The 19,180-nt window shown below is 65.6% G+C and carries 15 protein-coding genes; 7 read left to right on the top strand and 8 right to left on the bottom strand.

The genetic code is table 11. The features are described 5' to 3' along the window. Nucleotides 1–25: 25 nt before the first annotated feature. Nucleotides 26–814, bottom strand: coding sequence for a thermonuclease family protein (locus tag CIT39_RS10215; protein ID WP_094975468.1), 789 nt, complete (start codon nucleotides 812–814; stop codon nucleotides 26–28). Between the two features lie 201 nt (nucleotides 815–1,015). Here CIT39_RS10215 and CIT39_RS10220 point away from each other — a divergent pair, with 201 nt between their 5' ends. The 4 genes from CIT39_RS10220 (at nucleotide 1,016) to CIT39_RS10235 (ending at nucleotide 5,965) form a co-directional block, all read left to right on the top strand. Continuing rightward, entirely contained in the window at nucleotides 1,016–2,614 is a 1,599-nt protein-coding gene (locus CIT39_RS10220) for a GMC family oxidoreductase (RefSeq protein WP_094975467.1), read from the top strand. Between the two features lie 7 nt (nucleotides 2,615–2,621). Next, a complete protein-coding gene (locus CIT39_RS10225) occupies nucleotides 2,622–3,068 on the top strand; it encodes a hypothetical protein (protein ID WP_094975466.1) in 447 nt (148 codons plus the stop codon). Between the two features lie 93 nt (nucleotides 3,069–3,161). After that, nucleotides 3,162–4,181 carry a S1C family serine protease gene (locus CIT39_RS10230; RefSeq protein WP_094975465.1) on the top strand — a complete coding sequence of 340 codons (1,020 nt, stop codon included), beginning with the start codon at nucleotides 3,162–3,164 and terminating at the stop codon, nucleotides 4,179–4,181. Nucleotides 4,182–4,240: 59 nt separating this feature from the next. Further along, on the top strand, nucleotides 4,241–5,965 hold the full coding sequence (locus CIT39_RS10235; RefSeq protein WP_094975464.1) for an FAD-dependent oxidoreductase: 1,725 nt from the start codon (nucleotides 4,241–4,243) through the stop codon (nucleotides 5,963–5,965). Between the two features lie 154 nt (nucleotides 5,966–6,119). Here CIT39_RS10235 and CIT39_RS10240 read toward each other — a convergent pair whose 3' ends face one another. Next, a complete protein-coding gene (locus CIT39_RS10240) occupies nucleotides 6,120–9,596 on the bottom strand; it encodes an indolepyruvate ferredoxin oxidoreductase family protein (RefSeq protein WP_094975463.1) in 3,477 nt (1,158 codons plus the stop codon). A gap of 166 nt (nucleotides 9,597–9,762) precedes the next feature. Here CIT39_RS10240 and CIT39_RS10245 point away from each other — a divergent pair, with 166 nt between their 5' ends. From CIT39_RS10245 to CIT39_RS10255, 3 genes are all read left to right on the top strand, one after another. Continuing rightward, entirely contained in the window at nucleotides 9,763–10,716 is a 954-nt protein-coding gene (locus CIT39_RS10245; protein WP_094975462.1) for a hypothetical protein, read from the top strand. A 310-nt stretch (nucleotides 10,717–11,026) separates the two neighbouring features. Then, nucleotides 11,027–11,725, top strand: coding sequence for a cysteine hydrolase family protein (locus tag CIT39_RS10250; RefSeq protein ID WP_094975461.1), 699 nt, complete (start codon nucleotides 11,027–11,029; stop codon nucleotides 11,723–11,725). Between the two features lie 10 nt (nucleotides 11,726–11,735). Continuing rightward, complete coding sequence (locus tag CIT39_RS10255) at nucleotides 11,736–13,403, top strand: regulator (protein WP_094975460.1); 1,668 nt, start codon at nucleotides 11,736–11,738, stop codon at nucleotides 13,401–13,403. A gap of 52 nt (nucleotides 13,404–13,455) precedes the next feature. On the opposite strand, the gene soxA is transcribed toward CIT39_RS10255, so the two are convergent. From soxA to CIT39_RS10285, 6 genes are all read right to left on the bottom strand, one after another. Then, nucleotides 13,456–14,235, bottom strand: coding sequence for a sulfur oxidation c-type cytochrome SoxA (soxA, locus tag CIT39_RS10260; protein ID WP_162308435.1), 780 nt, complete (start codon nucleotides 14,233–14,235; stop codon nucleotides 13,456–13,458). Further along, a complete protein-coding gene (gene soxZ, locus CIT39_RS10265; RefSeq protein ID WP_094975458.1) occupies nucleotides 14,232–14,549 on the bottom strand; it encodes a thiosulfate oxidation carrier complex protein SoxZ in 318 nt (105 codons plus the stop codon). The genes soxA and soxZ overlap by 4 nt, the downstream gene beginning before the upstream one ends. Continuing rightward, on the bottom strand, nucleotides 14,549–15,016 hold the full coding sequence (locus CIT39_RS10270; RefSeq protein ID WP_094975457.1) for a SoxY-related AACIE arm protein: 468 nt from the start codon (nucleotides 15,014–15,016) through the stop codon (nucleotides 14,549–14,551). The genes soxZ and CIT39_RS10270 overlap by 1 nt, the downstream gene beginning before the upstream one ends. 8 nt (nucleotides 15,017–15,024) lie before the next feature. After that, complete coding sequence (gene soxX / locus CIT39_RS10275; RefSeq protein WP_094975844.1) at nucleotides 15,025–15,456, bottom strand: sulfur oxidation c-type cytochrome SoxX; 432 nt, start codon at nucleotides 15,454–15,456, stop codon at nucleotides 15,025–15,027. 204 nt (nucleotides 15,457–15,660) lie between these two features. Further along, complete coding sequence (locus CIT39_RS10280) at nucleotides 15,661–16,944, bottom strand: FCSD flavin-binding domain-containing protein (protein WP_181955146.1); 1,284 nt, start codon at nucleotides 16,942–16,944, stop codon at nucleotides 15,661–15,663. A gap of 48 nt (nucleotides 16,945–16,992) precedes the next feature. Further along, nucleotides 16,993–19,179 carry a xanthine dehydrogenase family protein molybdopterin-binding subunit gene (locus tag CIT39_RS10285; RefSeq protein WP_094975456.1) on the bottom strand — a complete coding sequence of 729 codons (2,187 nt, stop codon included), beginning with the start codon at nucleotides 19,177–19,179 and terminating at the stop codon, nucleotides 16,993–16,995. Between the last annotated feature and the right edge of the window lies 1 nt (nucleotide 19,180).

Raw genomic sequence — 19,180 nt, forward strand, 5'->3', positions numbered from 1 at the left:
CTCCCGGCTGCGTGAACGACTTTGCTCATTTCGGCCGGCGGCAATTGTAGGCCTTGCGGAAGCCGGCCGCCTGGGCGTCGTCCTCCGAACAGAACCAGCGGTCCGGCTTGGTGGTCGCCGGGTAGCTCGGGCAGCCCCGCAAATGATAAATGCCGATATTGCCGGTGACGCGGGCGCGCACCGCGAGCTTGCCCTTGATGCTGCAACTCGGCGGCATCGTCAGGTCCTCCGGGAACAGCACGGCACGAATTTCCTTGTCGCGGTCCGGGCGGCAGGCGGCGCCGAGCAGCGTACCGTCCTTCTTGCCGGCGCGAAAGTCTTGCGGTGCAACAAAGCAACCCTTCCAGATTCCGGCCGAGGCCGTCTTGGCTTCGCCCGCCGCCGGCTTGACGTTCGCCTTGATCGGCTCGCGGGCGATGGCAAAGCCGAGCTTGACCAGTTGCTCGTTCAAGGTCGCCTTGTCGCCCTCGGCCGTGCAGATCGCCCGGTGTCGCTTGCCAAAACTCTTCTCCGGCCCGACATCGTCGCAACGCACGGAGCGCTTGTTGATCAGCTTCGCGAGCTGGTCGCGGGCCTCGATACCGCAGGTCCAGGGATCGGCGTGATCGTCGATGCAAACCTGGTCAAGCTCGGGCGCGTCGACGCCGTCGAGCCGATAGGTGACGTCGCCAAGCTGGATGGCGTTGCCGTCCCGGACTGTCGCGGCGGCGGTCAGCGCGGACGCCGGCTCGGAAGACGCCAGAAACCCGGACAAGGCGAAAAACAAAATGAGCGCAAAAGCGCGGGCGGCGGCAAAGACATTTCGGAAGGACATACGATCTCGCTATCGATGGCTCGTGCACCTCGTTCCTAGCATCCGGATGTGGCGATACCAATGGTCTGCACCCTGCGAAGTGCGACATTCCGGCTCCGCGGCTTTACTCCCCGCCCGCTCTGACCCTATCGTTCGCAGGCCTTGCCGACCGTGCAGGCCGAATCGCCCGGGAAGCGGCGAGGGCGGGAGGAAAAGATTGCGATGAAAGACCCCGTGGACGTCCTGATCATCGGCGCCGGCGCTTCGGGCGCGGCGGTGGCGTGGTCGCTGGCCGAGACCAAGATGCACATTCTCTGCCTGGAGCAGGGCGGCTGGATGAACCCGGCGGAATATCCCAGCGCCGGCCGCGACTGGGAGGCGAAGTTCTACGGCGAGTGGTCGTCGAGCCCGAACGTGCGCGGCCGTCCCGAGGACTATCCTGTCAACGACGACAATTCGCCGATCAAGGTCGTGAACTACAATGCGGTCGGCGGCTCCACGGTGATGTACACCGCGCACTGGCCACGGCTGCATCCCTCCGATTTCAAGGTGAGGACGCTCGACGGCGTCGCCGACGACTGGCCGATCGACTACGACGCACTGACCCCGTTCTTCGAAGAGAACGACCGGATCATGGGCACGTCCGGCTTGTCAGGCGATCCGCTCTCGCCGTTGACGCACCCGCCGATGCCGCAGCAGCCGATGGGATTGTCCGGTGCCATCATCGGCAAGGCCATGAACAAGCTCGGCTGGCACTGGTGGCCGTCGGACACGACGGTCGCAACGATGGACTACGAGGGCCGCGCCCGCTGCATCAATCTCGGCCATTGCACGCCGGCCTGCGCGCAAGGCGCAAAGTCCTCCACCGACATTACCTATTGGCCGCAGGCGATCCGCGCCGGCGTCGAGCTGCGCACTCATTGCCGGGTGCGCGAGATCACCACCGACGAGAACGGCATGGCCTCGGGCGTGGTCTATTACGACAAGGACGGCGTCGAGCAGTTCCAGCCGGCGCATGTCGTCATCATTGCCTGCAATGGCGTCGGCACGCCAAGGCTCTTGCTGAACTCGGCGTCGCCGCGCTTTCCGAACGGTCTTGCCAATTCGTCCGGCCTCGTCGGCAAGAATTTGATGTTCCATCCCTATGCGCAGATCTACGGCTATGTGAAAGAGCCGACTGACTCTAACCGCGCGCCGCCGACCTGCCTGTGGAGCAAGCAGTGGTACGACACCGACCTGTCGCGCGGCTTCGTGCGCGGCTACGGCGTGCAGTTCGTGCGCGGCGCTGGGCCGGTGTTCGAGGCGGTCGTCAGCGAGCAAAGGGGCATTTTGCCCTGGGGCGAGGATCACCACCGCGTCTTCCGCAAGCTTAACGGGCATCGGCTTGGATTTTCCGCGATCTGCGAGGATCTGCCGGAGGAGCATAATCGCGTTACGCTGGACCCCGTGCTGAAGGACAGCCACGGCATACCCGCGCCAAAGATCAGCTACACGATCAGCGAGAATAGCCAGAAGATGATGGACTATGCGCTGGCGCGAGGCCGCGAAATTCTGGAGACCGCCGGGGCGACCGACATCTGCGTCAACTCGCCGATCCCATGGGGCGGCTGGCACCTGCTCGGCACCGCGCGGATGGGCACCGACCCCGAACGCTCCGTGGTCAACGAATGGGGTCGCACGCACGACGTGAAGAACCTCTTCATCGTCGACGGCAGCATCTTCGTCACCTCGGGCGGTGTGAACCCGACCTCCACCATCCAGGCCCTCGCGCTCTACATCGCCGACCAGATGAAGCAGCGCCTTGCCAATTTGTTCGATTGAGGCCGCCATGTCCGCAGACAATCTCACGCGCATCCAGCGCGACGACCTCCGCACCATCGCCGCGATGATCGTTCCTGCCAGCGACGAGTACAAGGTGCCCGGCGCCGACGACCCCGCGATCCAGGCCGACATGCTGGCAACGCTCGGGCGCGACACCAAATTGGTCGCGGCGGCGCTGGACCATCTGGCGCGGCTGGCAAGTCAGCCGCTCGCCGAGCTCGATGTCGCGAGACGCGATGCGGTGGCGCAGGAGTTTCGCGAGGCCGGCGGCGTCGCTGCCGCGACGCTCGTCCGTGTCGTGCTGCAATGCTACTACCGCGACGACCGCGTGCTGCGCTCGCTGGGGATCGAGCTGCGCGCGCCGTTCCCCAAGGGGCATGTGCTGCCGGACGGCGACTGGTCGCTGCTCGATCCGGTCAAGGCGAGGGGCGGCGCGCTGAGGCAAATCCCCTAGCCATCCGGGTAGTCCAGCCCTGCGCTCCGGGGCGGGCACCTTGCGCGGCAGTGAGAAGGCCACCATTTGTGTGAGCCTCCAAGGACTCTTGCCATGCTGGATTTCACTTCAGATATCGTCGATGACGCCTCGTCATCGCGAACCACAGCGTCTGCCCCGGCCGATGACCGGGCGTTGCTGGACGCCTATTCCAATGCCGTGATCGACGTGACCGACCGGGTCGGCCCCGCGGTCGTGCGGGTCGAGACCGGGCCGAAAGGGCCTGATAGACGCGAGCGCGGCGGGCTCGGCTCGGGCATCGTGATCTCGCCCGATGGCCTCGTCCTCACCAACAGCCACGTGGTCGGCACCTCGAAGGAGATCCGGCTGCGCGACGTCGAGGGCCATGTCGGCGATGCCCAGGTGCTCGGCGTCGACCCTGATACGGATCTGGCGCTGCTGCGGGCCAACGGCGCGCGCCATTTGCCTTATGCCGCGCTCGGCAATTCCAAGACCTTGCGCCGCGGCCAGCTCGTGATCGCGATCGGCAATCCGCTCGGCTTCGAATCCACCGTGACCGCCGGCGTGGTCTCGGCGCTCGGCCGTTCGATCCGCTCGGTCAGCGGACGTACCATCGAGGATGTGATCCAGACCGATGCCGCGCTCAACCCCGGCAATTCCGGCGGCCCGCTGCTGTCGTCGAATGCCGAGGTGATCGGCATCAACACCGCCATCATCAACGGCGCGCAGGGCATCTGCTTCGCGGTCGCCAGCAACACCGCGCAATTCGTGCTGTCGGAGATCATCCGTCACGGCTATGTCCGCCGCGCCTATATCGGCGTCGCCGGGCAGACCTCGCCGGTTCCACGGCGGCACGCGGTGCTGGCCGGCATCGAAAACAAGATGGGCGCGCTGCTCGCGCAGATCGAGCCGGATGGTCCGGCGGCGAAGGCCGGCCTGTTGCCCGGTGACGTCGTGATCAAGCTCGACGGGGTCGACATCAACGGCGTGGACGATCTGATCCGCGTGCTCGATCGCGACCGCATCGGCCGGCGGCTCGCCATGGACGTGCTGCGGCTCGGCCGCCTGCGGGCGATCGACATCGATCCGATCGAGCGGAAGCCCGCCCGCTAGCGTTCGATGGGCGGGGCGAGGTATGACTTAGGCATGCCTCGCCTCCGGACACCTGCCGCATGATGCCGGCGAATGAGATCTACGATGTCGTCGTCATCGGCGCCGGTGCCGGCGGCATGACAGCCGCGGCCGTGGCCGCGGCGCAGGGCCTGCGCGTGCTGGTGATCGAGAAGACTGCGTTCGTCGGCGGCACCGCGGCTTGGTCCGGCGGGATGGTCTGGATTCCCGCGAATGCCAGGATGAAGGAGGCTGGGCTCTCCGACAGCGTCGCGGATGCCGTCCAATATCTGTCGGGCACGGTGCCCGAGCCCGCCAATGCCGGCCTGCGCGCCGCCTTCCTCGCGCGCGGGCCCGAGGCGATCGCCTGGCTCGAAGCCAATACGGAAGTTCGCCTTCAGCCGGTGAAGGCCTGTCCGGATTGTCATCCGGAGCGGCTGGGCGCAAAGGCTGGCGGCCGCGTGCTGGCGCCGGTCGGCTTCGATGGCAGGCGGCTGGGCGAAGCTTTTGCGCGATTGCGGCCACCGCTGCCGGAGTTCACGCTGTTCGGCGGGATGATGGTCGATCCTCGCGACGTTGCGCATTTGCGCAGCGTTGGAAAGTCGCTGCGTTCGACCTTGCGCGCGGCACGGCTGGTCTCTCGATATGCGCTGCAGCGGCTGCGCAGTCCGCGGGGAACGTCGCTGTATCTCGGCAACGCACTTGCGGCGCGGCTCTATGCTTCGCTGCTGGCGCAGCAGGTCGAATTTCTCTTCGACGCCGACGTCGAAGACCTCTCGATGCAGGGCGATCGCGTCGGCGGCGTGGTCATCCGCCATGGCTCGCGCGACCGGCCGATCGCAGCGCGCCGCGGCGTGGTGCTGGCGACCGGCGGCTTCTCGCACGACAATGTGTTGCGCAAGCGCTTCTTCCCGGCGGCGGCCGGACTTGTCTCGGTGGCCAACCCTTTCAGCACCGGCGACGGGCTTCGGCTCGCGGCGACGGCGGGTGCCGCGCTCAACACGGACGCGACCAGCCCGGCCTGTTGGGTGCCGGCTTCGCTGTTCCGCCGCGCCGACGGCAGCCGCGGCGTGTTCCCGCACACGGCCGATTGCGCCAAGCCCGGTGTGATCGCGATCAACCCAGAAGGCCGGCGTTTCGTCAACGAGGCGGCGTCCCACCACGAATTTGTGCTGGCGATGCTGCGCGAGAGCAAAGGTAAGCCGGACCGGCCGTTCTATTTGCTCTGCGACCGCCGGTTCCTGTGGGCTTACGGCCTCGGCCGCATCAAGCCGTTCACGCGAAATTATCGGCGCTACGTGGCGAGCGGCGAGTTGATCGAGGCGCCCGATATCGCGCAGCTGGCGACGAAGATCGGCGCCAAGCCCTCTGCGCTGACGGCGACTCTTGCGAGCTACAACGAAGGCGCGAAGGAGGGCCGCGATGGTGAATTCGGCCGCGGCAGCACGATCTATCAGCGGCATCTGGGCGATATCGGGCACAAGCCCAACCCTTGCGTTGCGCCGATCGAGCGCGCGCCGTTCTTCGCGTTACGCATCTATCCGGCCGATCTCAGTACGGCGATCGGCTTAAAGGTCGACGCGCAGGCCCGCGTGCTGCGCGAGGACGGCACGCCGATCGCGGGCCTCTACGCCTGCGGCAACGACATGGGCTCGATCATGAATGGGAATTATCCGGCGCCGGGGATCGCGCTCGGGCCCGCGCTGACATTCGGGTATATCGCGGGGCGGCATCTGGCGGAGGGCGGTGTGGTCGCGCCGGTTTCCTGCGTGTCAGCCTCCGGCTGACCATCCTCTCCCCTGTCATGCTCCGCCAAAGCGGGGCATCCAGTACGCCGCGGCTTGTCAGTATCTCACCGCCGTCTCGGAGTACTGGATCTTCCGGTCAAGCTGGACGATGACGCCGAATGTGTGGGGAGCGTGTCGTCTGAGCTTATCGCCGCTACTCCGCCGCTGCGGCAAAGCGGCTGTTCTCCAACTCCGCTTCCAGCCGCGCCGTCTCGGCCGCCGCGAGCTTGACGTTGGCTTCCTTGACGTGACCGAAACCTCGGATGGTCTCGGGCACCCTCGCGAGCCTTGCCAGCAGCGGGATCTGCTCTGCCTTCAGCCCGGCCATCCGCTGGTCGATCATCGCCAGATAATCCGCAACCAGTTTGCGCTCTGTCCGGCGCTCCTCGGTGCGGCCGAACGGATCGAACGTGCCGCCGCGCAGGAATTTAAGCCTGGCGAGAACACGGAAGGCGTGGAGCATCCAGCCGCCGAATTCCTTCTTCTGGAGATGTCCGGTAGTCTTGTCGCGCTTCGCGAAGATCGGCGGAGCGAGGTGGTATTTCAGCGTGAAGTCGCCGTCGAATTTCTCTGACACCTTCTTGGCAAAGCTGCCATCGGTATAGAGCCGGGCAACCTCGTACTCGTCCTTGTAGGACATCAGCTTGAACAGGTTTTTCGCGACCGCTTCGGTCAGCTCGGTAGAGGCCGGCGAGACCGCGCTCTCCGCCTTCCGCACCTTGGCAATTGCCGCGAGATAGCGGTCGGCATAGGCCTTGTCCTGATAGCCCGTCAAAAACTCGGCGCGGGTCGCGATGATGTCGTCGAGGGATTTGGTCGGAGCGGACGCGCGGCTCTTGAACTGGAGCACGCTGCGCACCCGCGACATGTCGTGGGCGGCCAGGCGGCCCCAGCTGAAGGCGAGCTTGTTCATCTCGATCGCGGCACCATTGATCTCGATGGCGCGCAGCAGCGCTTCGAGCGACAGCGGGATCGCCTCCTTCTGGAAGGCGAAGCCGAGCATGAAGGGATTGGTCGCAATGCTGTCGCCCATCAGCGCGGAGGCAATACCTGTCGCGTCGATGATGTCGAGGTTGTTGTCGCCGATGGCGTCGCGCAGCACGGTCTGCATCGTGCCCATCTCGAAATCGAGATCGGGGTTTTGCACGAAGCTCGCGGTCGGCTGCAGGTCGGCGTTGACATAGGCCCTCGTCACGCCGCGCTCGGCGCGGCTGAGCGCAGAGGGACCTGCCGAGACGATCATGTCGCAGCCGAGGATGACGTCGGCGCCGCCGGTGGTGATGCGGACCGCGGAGATGTCCTCCGGCTTCGGGGCGATGCGGACATGGCTCATCACCGCGCCGTTCTTCTGCGACAGGCCGGTGAAGTCGAGCGCCGAGCAGCCGCGGCCGTCGACATGTGCGGCCATGCCGAGCAGGGCGCCGATGGTGATGACGCCGGTGCCGCCGATACCGGTGACGAGGATGTTGTAGGGCGCGTCCAGCTCGCGTGCGGGCGGCAGCGGCAAATCGGCGAACAGCTGGCCGGAATCGACTGCCGAGGTCTTCATCCGCTTGAGCGAACCGCCGTGCACGGTCACGAAACTCGGGCAGAAACCCTCGACGCAGGAGAAGTCCTTGTTGCAGTTCGACTGGTCGATCTGGCGCTTGCGGCCGAACTCGGTCTCCAGCGGCTGCACCGAGACGCAGTTGGAGGCCTGCGAGCAATCGCCACAGCCTTCGCAGACCAGCTCGTTGATGAAGGCGCGTTTCGCGGGATCGGGATAGAGCCCGCGCTTGCGGCGGCGGCGCTTTTCCGCGGCGCAAGTCTGGTCATAGACGATGACCGAGAGGCCCTCGACGTCACGCAGCTCGCGCTGCACGGCATCGAGCTCGCGACGGTGATGGATGGTCGCGCCTTGCGGGAAGTAGTTTCCTTGCGGGTACTTGCTCGGATCGTCCGAGACGATTGCGAGGCGCTTGACGCCCTCGGCCCAGACCTGATGCGCGATCTGCGCGACGTTGAAGGCGCCTTCCGCCGGCTGCCCGCCGGTCATCGCGACGGCGTCGTTGTAGAGGATCTTGTAGGTGATGTTGATGCCGGCAGCGGATGCGGCGCGGAGGGCAAGAAGACCCGAATGGGTGTAGGTGCCGTCGCCGAGGTTCTGGAAGATGTGCTTCTCAGTGGTGAAGGGTGACTGGCCGATCCAGTTCACGCCCTCCGCGCCCATATGCGAGATCAAATCTGTGCGGCGGGTCGGCATGCTCAGCGCCATGCCGTGGCAGCCGATGCCGGCCATGGCGCGGCTGCCCTCGGGGACGCGCGTCGAGGTGTTGTGCGGACAGCCCGAGCAGAAGAACGGCGTGCGCGCGAGCTTGATCTGAGTGCCGGTGGTGACCGGATTGTCGAAGGCCTCCAGCCGCGCGAGGCGTTGCTCCAGCACGGGGCTGTGATGGCCGAGCTTGCGCAAGCGCGCAACCAGCGCGCCGGCGACGATGGTCGGCGTCAGCTCGCCCTCGCTCGGCAGCAGCGGCGCGCCGCGCTCGTCGCGCTTGCCGGTGACGGTCGGGCGTTTCGACGCATCGATGTTGTAGAGGATGCGCATCAGCTGGTCTTCGATGAAGCCGCGCTTCTCCTCGACCACGAGCACGTCCTGCAGGCCTTCGGCGAAGCGCTTGGCGCCGCTTTCCTCCAGCGGCCAGGTCAGCGCGACCTTGTAGATGCGCAGGCCCAGTTCCTGCGCGTCCTTGTCGGTGATTCCGAGATCGGCGAGCGCCTGGCGGAGGTCGAGATAGGCCTTGCCGGTGGCGACGATGCCGAGCCGCGCCGGCTTTGAATCGAGCACGATGCGGTCGAGCTGGTTGGCGCGGGCGAAGGCCTGCACGGCGGCCATCTTCGGCCCGAACAGGCGCCTCTCGGCGTCCAGCGGCGGATCAGGCCAGCGGATGTTGAGGCCGCCGGGCGGCATCTCGAAATCGTCGGGCAGCACGATCTTGATGCGCTCAGGATCGCTGTCGATCGAGGCCGAGCTTTCCACGGTCTCGCTGATCGCCTTGAAGCCGACCCAGCAGCCGGAGAAGCGCGACAGCGCAAAGCCGTAAAGCCCGAGATCGAGATAGTCCTGCAGCGTCGCCGGATTGATCACCGGGATCAGCGCCGCCGCGAACACCTGCTCGCTCTGATGCGCCAGCGTCGAGGACTGGCAGCCGTGGTCGTCACCGGCGAGTGCGAGCACGCCGCCGTTGAGCGAGGTACCGGCCGCATTGGCATGCTTGAGCGCATCGACGGAGCGGTCGACGCCGGGGCCTTTGCCGTACCAGATGCCGAACACGCCATCGACCTTGGCGCCGGGGAATAGGCCGACCTGCTGGCTGCCCCAGACCGCGGTGGCCGCCAGATCCTCGTTCAAGCCGGGGACGAAGGCGATGTCGTGCTGCTGGAGGTGCGACTTCGCGCGCCACAACGCGTGGTCGTACATGCCGAGCGGGGAACCGCGATAGCCCGAGATGAAGCCGCCGGTGTTGAGCCCCTGGAGCCGGTCGCGTTCGCGCTGCAACATCGGCAAGCGGACCAGGGCCTGTGTGCCGGACAGGAAGATCCGCTTCGATTCGAGCCGGTATTTATCGTCCAGCTCGACCTGCAACAGCGTCATTTCGGGGATCCTTGTTGTCCTGGTCCGGCGAGGGATTTTGCGCCGCAGGAGGCTTACGGCTTTGCGAAGCGGAAGAGCACAGTCAAGAGCATGGGCCGGCGAAGTCAATATCGCTGGCCGCATCCGTGGCGCTCCTGCTAGTCATGGCTTGCTAGCGGAGAACATCATGGCTGCAAATGCATTCGAGACCGAGATCACGGAAACGGCCGAGGCCCTGATCGGGCCGTGGCGCCAACCGCGTCAGATGCTGCAGGCGCAAACCTACGACGCGCACGCGTCCATTCACGACGACGCCACCGCGCAGAAGCTCGGCTTCAAGGGCGGCACCATCGAAGGCCCGACGCATTTCAGCCAGTTCGCCCCGCTCGGCGCGCGTCTGTGGGGTCATGCCTGGTTCGAGACCGGCTGCCTGTCCGCGCATTATCGCAGCGTCTGCTACGAAGGCGAGGAGGTGCAGGCGATCCTGTCGAAGCCACTGCCCGGGACAAGCCAGTGCCAGATCCAGATGGTCAAGCGTGAAGGCACCGAGGTGCTGCGCGGCACGGCCTCCGTAGGCGAACCGCATGCAGCGACTGCGCTGGAGGCCCGCCTCGCCGAGCTCAAGCCGCTGGCCGATCCTGTGATCCTGTGCGACGTCAAGGTGGCGCAGACCGGCAAGCGGCAGACCGTCCGCATGGCGTTCGATCAGACCATGGGCGACCTTTATCCTTTCTCGCTGCGGCAGAAGCTCGCCGTCATCACCGAAAACTCGCCATTCTATTCCAGCGCCGACAATCCGTGGGGCAGGGCCATCATCCCGATGGAGATGCTGAGCGTGCTGTTCCAGTACCGCTCGAAGGATGATCCACTGCCGGCCAAGGGGCCGGCCGTCGGCTTGTTTGCCGATCAGGAGATCCGGCTGATCAAGGGCCCGCTCTTCGTCGATGAGGACTACGAGGTCGAGCGCGAAGTGGTCGCGCTCTCGGGCAGCCGCCGCACCGAAAGCGCCTGGGCCAGGACGCGTGTGTTCGACAAGGCGGGTGTTGTGGTGGCGACCATGCTGCTGAACATGGCCACGCTCAAAGACTCCTATGCACCCTACGAGCAGGAGTATCGGCGGCTGTATGGAGCGACTCGCTAACGCTACCTTCGTCATTCCGGGGCGCGCGTAGCGGGAGCCCGGAAGCCATTTCACTGCATGTTTGGTCGCCCGATGGATTCCGGGTTCGACGCTTGCGCGTCGCCCCGAAACGACGATGGAGAGCGCTCATCCTTTAAGCAAATGCACTTCGCAAAGTCGTCGCACAGGGAATAAGCAGGCGTCGGTTTTCTTCCTAACCTCCTGAGCATACTGCGATTTCTTTCGCGTCTTGCCCGGCACCGCAATTGTACACAATGGCACGGCGCTTGCAGAACTCCGGCAAAGAGAGTTCTCGCGAGGGGCTAGCGTCATGCTGAACTCGAGCAAGCCGACACTGGGCGTCATCAGCGCCGAGCCCGAGCCGATCAAGCTCGACTGGCCGAGCACCGCGCTTCTCATCATCGACATGCAGCGCGACTTCATGGAGCCCGGCGGCTTCGGCGAGACGCTCGGCAACGACGTCAGCCAGCTTGCGCGCGCGGTGAAGCCGATCAGCGCGGTGCTGACGGCGGCGCGCGACACCGGCATGCTGGTGATCCATACGCGCGAGGGCCATCTGCCCGACCTCTCCGATGCGCCGCCGGCCAAAGTCGAGCGCGGCGCGCCGAGCCTTCGCATCGGCGATCCCGGCCCGATGGGCCGCATCCTCATCCGCGGCGAGGCCGGCCACGATATCATTCCCGAGCTCTATCCGCTCGACAGCGAGATCGTGATCGACAAGCCCGGCAAGGGCGCGTTCTACGCCACCGAGCTTACGGACGTGCTGGAGAAATACGGCATCGAGAACCTGCTGGTGTGCGGCGTCACGACCGAGGTGTGCGTCAACACCACGGTGCGCGAAGCCAATGACCGCGGCTACCGCTGCGTCGTCATGTCGGACGGCTGCGCGTCCTACTTTCCCGAGTTTCACGAGATGGGCCTGAAGATGATCAAGGCCCAGGGCGGCATCTTCGGCTGGGTCGCGAGCTCAGCTGCGGTCCTGGAGGCAATGAAGGTTTTGACCACATAGGGGTATTGTCATGAGCACGTTGACGGGGACAGCCGGCAAGTCTGAACTGAACAAGTCCGAGTTCAAGCCGGTACTATGGACATCGGGCGACTGGAACGCGTTCTTCGGCTTCGGCACCAACATCCTCGTCAACATGCTGGTGCTCACGGGCCTGTTGCGCTTCGTCTTGAAGATGCCTGACAGTCTCGTGTTCGGCCGCATCCTGCCCGCGCTCGGGCTGATGATGTGCCTCTCGACCTTCTACTATGCCTACCTTGCCTATCGTCTGGCGCAGAAGACCGGCCGCAACGACGTCTGCGCTCTGCCCTCGGGCGTCAGCGTACCGCACATGTTCATCGTCACCTTCGTGATCATGCTGCCGATCACGATCAAGACCGGTGACCCGCTCAAGGGCTGGTCGGCCGGCCTCGTCTGGGTGTTCTTCCAGAGCTTCATTCTCATGATCGGCGGCTTCATTGCGCCGTTCATCCGCAAGATCACGCCGCGTGCGGCACTGCTCGGCACGCTTGCCGGCGTCTCCGTCACCTTCATCTCGATGCGACCGGCGCTGGAGATGTACATGACGCCGCAGATCGGTCTGGTCTGCTTCGCCATCATCCTGGTGAGCTGGTTCGGCGGCGTGAAATACTGGCGTGGCATTCCCGCGGGCCTCGTCGCGATCGCGGTCGGCATGATCATTGCCTGGGGTTCGAACCTGTTCGGGCTCGGTCTCGGCGGCCTGAGCGTGAAGGGCGTCGGCGATGCCTTCGCCAATTTCGGCTTCTCGGTGCCGATTCCCGCCGTGGGCTACGTATTCTCAGGCTTCGAATTCCTCGGCATCATCCTGGTCACCGCCATTCCGTTCGGCATCTACGATCTCGTCGAAGCCATGGACAATGTCGAGAGCGCGGAAGCGGCCGGCGACGAATATCCGACCACGCGGGTGCTCACGGCCGACGGCGTCGTCAGCCTGATCGGCTGCCTGATGGGCAATCCCTTCATCAACGCCGTCTATATCGGCCATCCCGGCTGGAAGGCGATGGGCGGCCGCATCGGTTACTCCGCCGCAACTGGGCTCATGGTGATCGTGCTGGCCTGGTTCGGCATCATCTCGGTGCTGCTGGCACTCGTGCCCGTGGTCGCGATCTCGCCGATCCTGCTCTATATCGGCATGCTGATCGGCGCGCAGGCGTTCCAGACCACGCCGGTGAAGCACGCGCCCGCGATCGTGCTGGCGCTGACGCCGCATCTGGCTGCCTGGGCCAAGCTGCAGATCGACACCATGCTTGGCTCGACCATGAATGCGGCGGCCACCGTCGGCGGCATGGCCGCCGACAAGGCCGACGCCGTGAAGGCTGCCGCGATCGCCGCGCTGCCGCAGCAGGGCGTGTTCTATCACGGCCTCGAAGTGATGGGCGGCGGCTCCATCCTCGGCGGCCTCATCCTGGGTGCGATCGGCGTCTTCATCATCGAGCGAGATTTCGAGAAGGCATCGGCCTTCGCGCTGGTCGGTGCCGTGCTTACCTACTTCGGCTTCATGCATGGTGAAGCCGTAGGCATCGGTGGCGGCTTCGGGGTCACGCCCGCGGTGGCGCTGGCCTATGCTGCGATGGCCGCCGGCCTGTTCGCGGCCAGCAAGCTCGGCGCCGGCGAACACTATGCCGCGCATCCGGAGATGTCGGCCGCGCCGGCGGAGTAGGTCACGGAGCGGACTTCCGTAAAGCGGCCGGCAGTCGCCGGCCGTTTTCGTCTCAGGGCCGCACCGCCGGCGTCTCCATCGGCAGGCCGCGCGCCCGCGACATCAGGTAGAGCTCGAGCGCGACCAGCTCGGGCGAGCCGTAATCGTAGGCCTGGGCGCGCACGCCGCTCATGCAGCTGCGTAAGCGCCGCTCCAGCGATCCCAGCGTTTGCCATTCGAGGCGATAGAGCGGATAGCCGGTCGGCTGTCCTTGCGTGATCGGCGCGCCCGCGAGGTGCTTGTCGAAATTGTCATCGTGGCAATTGGTGCAGGCGAGGTTGAGCTGGCCCTCGCGCTGCGCGAAGAGCTCCCGGCCCTGCTCCACGAAGGGTTTTGCCTGCGGATCGTCGCCGGCGGTGATCGCGACACCGCGCGATTGATGGGCGACGAAGGCTGACAGCGCCAGGAGGTCGCGGCTCTCGTAGGGCAGGGGCGCAGCCCGCTGATGATTGGCGCGGCAGAGATTGATGCGCTGGTCGAGCGTGACAGGGCGGCCAAGCATCTTGTCGAAGGCGGGATAGCGAGCCGCGACGCCCTTCATGTTGCTGCGCGCATCGCCATGGCAATCCGCGCACGCCTTCTCCGCGCTGCCGGTCTTCTTGCCCCATAGCTGTTCGCCGTCGAGCACGAACAGCATGCCGGGATTGGAGGTGTCGTCATCCTGCATGGCGCGCGTGTCGGGACCCATGAAGGAATATCCGGAGCGGCGCGCATCGGACGGGATTTCACCGGCTAGCAGGGCAGGGGCCGCGGCGACCAAGGCCGCCGCTGCTATCGCGCGCCAAACGCTCATTCGACAGTGATCGATGCCGAGGCGGTTGACGAATAGCCGTTGTCGCCGATCCATTCGAACTCGAACCGGCCACTCTCCCTGGCGACCGTGAAGAAGGACAGATAGGGATTGGCCGCGATCGCCGGAAACAGATCGGCGCGGAAGATCTCGGTGCCGTTGTAGCGGCAGGTGAAGCTCGTGATGATGTCGCGCGGCACCAGCTTGCCGTCCGCGGTGTGGCGGAAGCCCGTCTCCATGATGTGCGAGGTCAGCGTGCGGATCTCGATGACGTCGCCGCGCCTGGCCTTGGCGGGAACGTTGATGAGCGCGGCCATCAGTTCATCTCCTCGGTGCAGGCGGCCATCGTCACGACGACATCGACGGCGATCTGCCAAAAACTGTCGTCGGAGAGGCGGGCGATCGCCACCACCCTCTGGGTATCTGCGAGCCGGATTCGTGTCGCGACCTGGGCCCGGCCGGAGGAGGGGCCGAGATAGAAATTGCCGATGTTGGGCTGCGGGTTCTTCTCATTGAAGACGTGGATGCTCTTGACGTGGTCGTCAGCCGTCATCGGGCTTGCGACGGTTACCGTCATCGGCACGGTATTGCCGTTCTCGACCAGCGGTGGAATGTCGAGCTTCACCTTGCCGGTGCGAACCGGCGCTTCGCCGACGACGTTGCGGATCGCGGTGTTGAGCATCGCTGGATTTGCCTGAAGCGGACGCAGGGTGACGATCGGGATAGTCCCGGCGGCAGTGACGCCTCCGGCGAGGCTCAAAAATTGTCGTCGCGTGGTTGGCATGAACAGTCCTAGTCGCGAAGCGTTGCAAGAAAAGCCACGATGTCCTCGATCTCCGCGGCCGACAAGATCGGCTTGCCGGCAAAATTGCGCCCCACCCGCACGAGGTCGGCGTTGCGATAATAGGACGGCATGATGGTCTCTGCGTTGAAGCGCGACGCATCGACCAGTCGAAGCCGCAACTGGCTCGCCGTCCATCGGTTCCCGGCGCCGGCGAGGTCGGGCGCGAGATCGCCCTGGAATCGCGTTTCGAGGAAGGGGCCGGAATGGCAGAGGATGCAGGTCGTGGTGCGCGCCAGCACCAGCGCGCGGCCGCGCACGGCATCGCCGGGCGAGCCGGTGAGCGGTTCTGCGATGCCGTCGCCGGTGATCTTGTAGGCGGCGAGTTCGTCCGCCTTGATGGGCGAGGCGAAGGCGAGGCTCGCTACGATGAATGCTGCAATCGCAGATCTTTGATGGGACGCATGACGTTGCCGCGAACTCCATTTACCTCGCCCGCTTGCGGGAGAGGTCGGCGCGTAGCGCCGGGTGAGGGCTCTTTCCTCTTGGGGGTCCTCGCGAGTGGAGGCACCCTCTCCCCAGCCCTCCCCCGCAGGCGGGGGAGGGAGCGCATCACGTTCGTGGCGGCAGCTTGGGCTCATCATGTCCTAGCCAAAAGTATCCGCGGTGATGGTTTGAAACCAGCGCTCCGCCTCCGCCGCCTCGCGCGCCCGCAGTTCGCGCGGCGCATCGACCGGGCTCGTCGCGCCGCCCTCGACCTCGGCGAAGATGTCGCCCTTGGGCTGGTAATTTCCCGCGAGCGAGAAGCCGTAGCCGGGGGCGACGGTGTTGTAGCAGACGCCTGTCAGCCGCGGCGGCTCCGGCGTGCGGCCGGCGAGCAAAGCGACGATCGCGGCAGCGCAGGCCTTGCCTTGCGCGCTTGCGGCTGATGCCGATTTGGGGATGCCGCCGCCAAGGCAGGCGTCGCCGACGACATGGATGTTCTTGACGAGTTTCGATTCGAACGTAACAGGATAGATCGGACACCAGCCGGTCGCATCCACAGCGCCCGCGATCCCGGCGATGCGTCCCGCGCGTTGCGGCGGAATCACGTTGGCGACATCGGGTGTGTAGTTGCCGAACTCGGTGACGATGGTTCTGGTCGAAGGATCGACCGAGGTGACGCGGCCGCCCTGCGACAGGCCAATCCGCTCGATCATGTCGCCGTAGAGCTCCTTCCACGCCTTCTCGAACAGCCGCTGCTGGGAGAAATTGTCCTTGGCGTCGAGCACCAGAACCTTTGATCGTGGCTTGTTGGCTTTCAGATAATGCGCGATCAGGCTGGCGCGCTCGTACGGCGCCGGCGGGCAGCGCGAGGGATTGGCCGGAATGGCGATCGCGACTGTGCCGCCGTCAGCCATTGCCTCCAACTGCCTGCGCAGCAACAGCGTTTGCGCGCCGGCCTTCCAGGCGTGCGGCATCTTCTCCGACGCGGCATCGTCATAGCCGGGCAGGGCTTCGACATGGAAGTCGATGCCGGGCGAGAGCACGAGACGGTCATAGGGCAGCGCGACGCCATCATTCGTCACGACGCTGCGTCGCTCCGGGTCGATCGTGGTCACGGCCTGACCGATCACCGTGACGCCATCGGCGGCAATCTTGTCGTAGTCGAACTGCTGCGCCTCGATGTCGCGAAGGCCCGCAATCACTGCGTTGCTGAAAGGACAGGACGTGAAGACCGCGTTGGGCTCGATCAGGATCACTTGCATATTTTTCTGCGCGGCCTTCAGCGCCCGCGCGCAAGCCGCGCCGCCGAATCCGCCGCCGACCACGACGACGCGTCCTGCGGACTGCGCGCGCAGGATCGACGGTCGCGCCAGCGTTGCGGCTGCCGCGGTGATGCCGAGCACGGCGTTTCGCCGTGTCATCGGGCGCCTCGTCATCGGGATCATTCCAGGCAAAGACGCCGCGGCGGCCTGTCGTGGCCGCCGCGGCGTCTGTCAGGCGAAGGTGATGTTCTGGTCGCGCAGCGGCACAGAACGGATGCGCTTGCCGGTCGCGGCGAAGTAGGCGTTGAGCACCGCTGGCGCTGCGACGCCGATGGTCGGCTCGCCGACGCCGCCCCAGAACCCGCCGCTCGGCACCATCACCGATTCCACCTTCGGCATCTCGTTGATGCGCATCGAATTGTAGGTGTCGAAGTTGGTTTGCTCGATCTTGCCGTCCTTGACGGTGCAGCCGCCATAGAACAGCGCCGAGAGGCCGTAGACGAAGGAGCCCGCGATCTGACGCTCCACCTGGGCCGGATTGACGACGTAGCCGGGATCGGTGGAGGCGACGATGCGAAGCACCTTGATCTTGTTGCCGTCGGTCACCGAGATCTCAGCGGCGCCGGCGACATAGCTGCTATAGCCCATCACCTGGGCGATGCCGCGATAGACGCCCTGCGGCGCCGGCGTGCTCCAGCCGATCTTCTCGGCGACCGCATTGAGCACAGCGAGGTGCTTGGGGTGACTGCCCATCAGCTTGCGGCGGAATTCGAGCGGGTCCTGGCCTGCGGCCTGGGCCAGCTCGTCCATGAAGCACTCCATGTAGATCGCGTTGTGATTGACGTTGACGCCGCGCCAGAAGCCGGGCGGGACGTGCGGGTTGCGCATCGCGTGCTCGACCAGCAGGTTCGGCACCGAATAGCCGAACGCAGCTTCGCCGGATTGGGCGACGCCCTGGAACGCCGCGGGGTCCATGCCGTTCTGCAGCGCCTCGGGGCGCAGCGAGAACAGGATCGACTGCCCGGACAGGCGGTAGTGGAGCGCGACGAGATTGTTGTCGGCATCGAACGCGCCGGTCATCTTGCACTGGGTGATCGGGTGATATCGGCCGTGCGCCATGTCCTCTTCGCGCGACCACAGCAGCTTGACCGGTGTGCCAGGCATCTCTTTGGCGATGATCACGGCCTGGCGGACATAGTCGGTCTGGCCGCGCCGGCCGAAACCGCCGCCCGGCATCACCTTGTGCACGTCGCATTTGTCGGCCGGCAGGCCGGAGGCCTCCAGCACCGCTGCGAACGCCGCCTCGCCATTCTGCGTGCCGCACCAAACCTCGCATTTGTCCGCGGTGTAGAGCGCGGTGGCGTTCATGGGCTCCATCGTGGCATGGTTCTGGTAGGGATAGGAGTAGACGGCCTCGACCTTCTTGGCCGCACTCGCAATCGCTGCCTTGGCGTCGCCGTTCTTGTTGCCGACATAGGCCGGCTGGTCGTTGTTGAGACCTTCCGCCAGCCACTTCGCAATCGACTCGCTGGAGACCTTTGCGTTGTCGCCCTCGTCCCAGACGACCGGCAGCGCATCCAGCGCGGTCTTGGCGTGCCACCAGGTGTCGGCAACGACCGCGACCGCGGTATCGCCGACCTTGACGACCTTCTTGACGCCTTTCATGCCGGCGATCTTGGCTTCGTCAAAGCTTTTCAGCTTGCCGCCGAACACCGGGCAGTCCTTGATCGCGGCATTCAGCATGCCCGGCAGCTTGACGTCGACGCCGTAGATCATGGCGCCGTTGGTCTTGTCGACGGTGTCGAGCCGCTTCACGCCCTTGCCGATCAGTTTCCAGTCCTTCGGATCCTTCAGCTTGACGTCGGCCGGTGGCGTCAGCTTCGCGGCGGCCTCGGCGACCTTGCCGTAGGTCGTGGTCCGGCCCGACGGCGTATGGGTGATGACGCTGTTCGCTGCCGTGCATTCGGAGACCGGCACCTTCCATGCCTCGGCCGCGGCCTGGATCAGCATCACGCGCGCGGTGGCGCCGCCCTTGCGGACATAGTCCTGTGAGGATCGGATGCCGCGGCTGCCGCCGGTCGAGAAATCGCCCCAGACGCGCTTGCGGGCGACGCTCTGGCCCGGCGTCGGATATTCGGTCGTGACCTTGGTCCAGTCGCATTCGAGTTCCTCGGCGACGAGCTGGGCGAGACCTGTGAGCGAACCCTGGCCCATCTCGGAGCGGGCGATGCGAATCACGACGGTGTCGTCGGGCCTGACCACGACCCAGGCGCCGATCTCCGGCGAGCCGTCAGCAGCGCGGACCACGGCGGGCCCGCCGAAGGGGATATCGAGGCCGATCGCGAGGCCGGCGCCGAGCGTGGCGCTGCCGATGACGAAGGCACGGCGATTCATCCTGGGAGAAACATGCTTGTTCATG

Source organism: Bradyrhizobium symbiodeficiens (assembly GCF_002266465.3).
GTDB classification, from domain to species: Bacteria; Pseudomonadota; Alphaproteobacteria; order Rhizobiales; family Xanthobacteraceae; genus Bradyrhizobium; species Bradyrhizobium symbiodeficiens.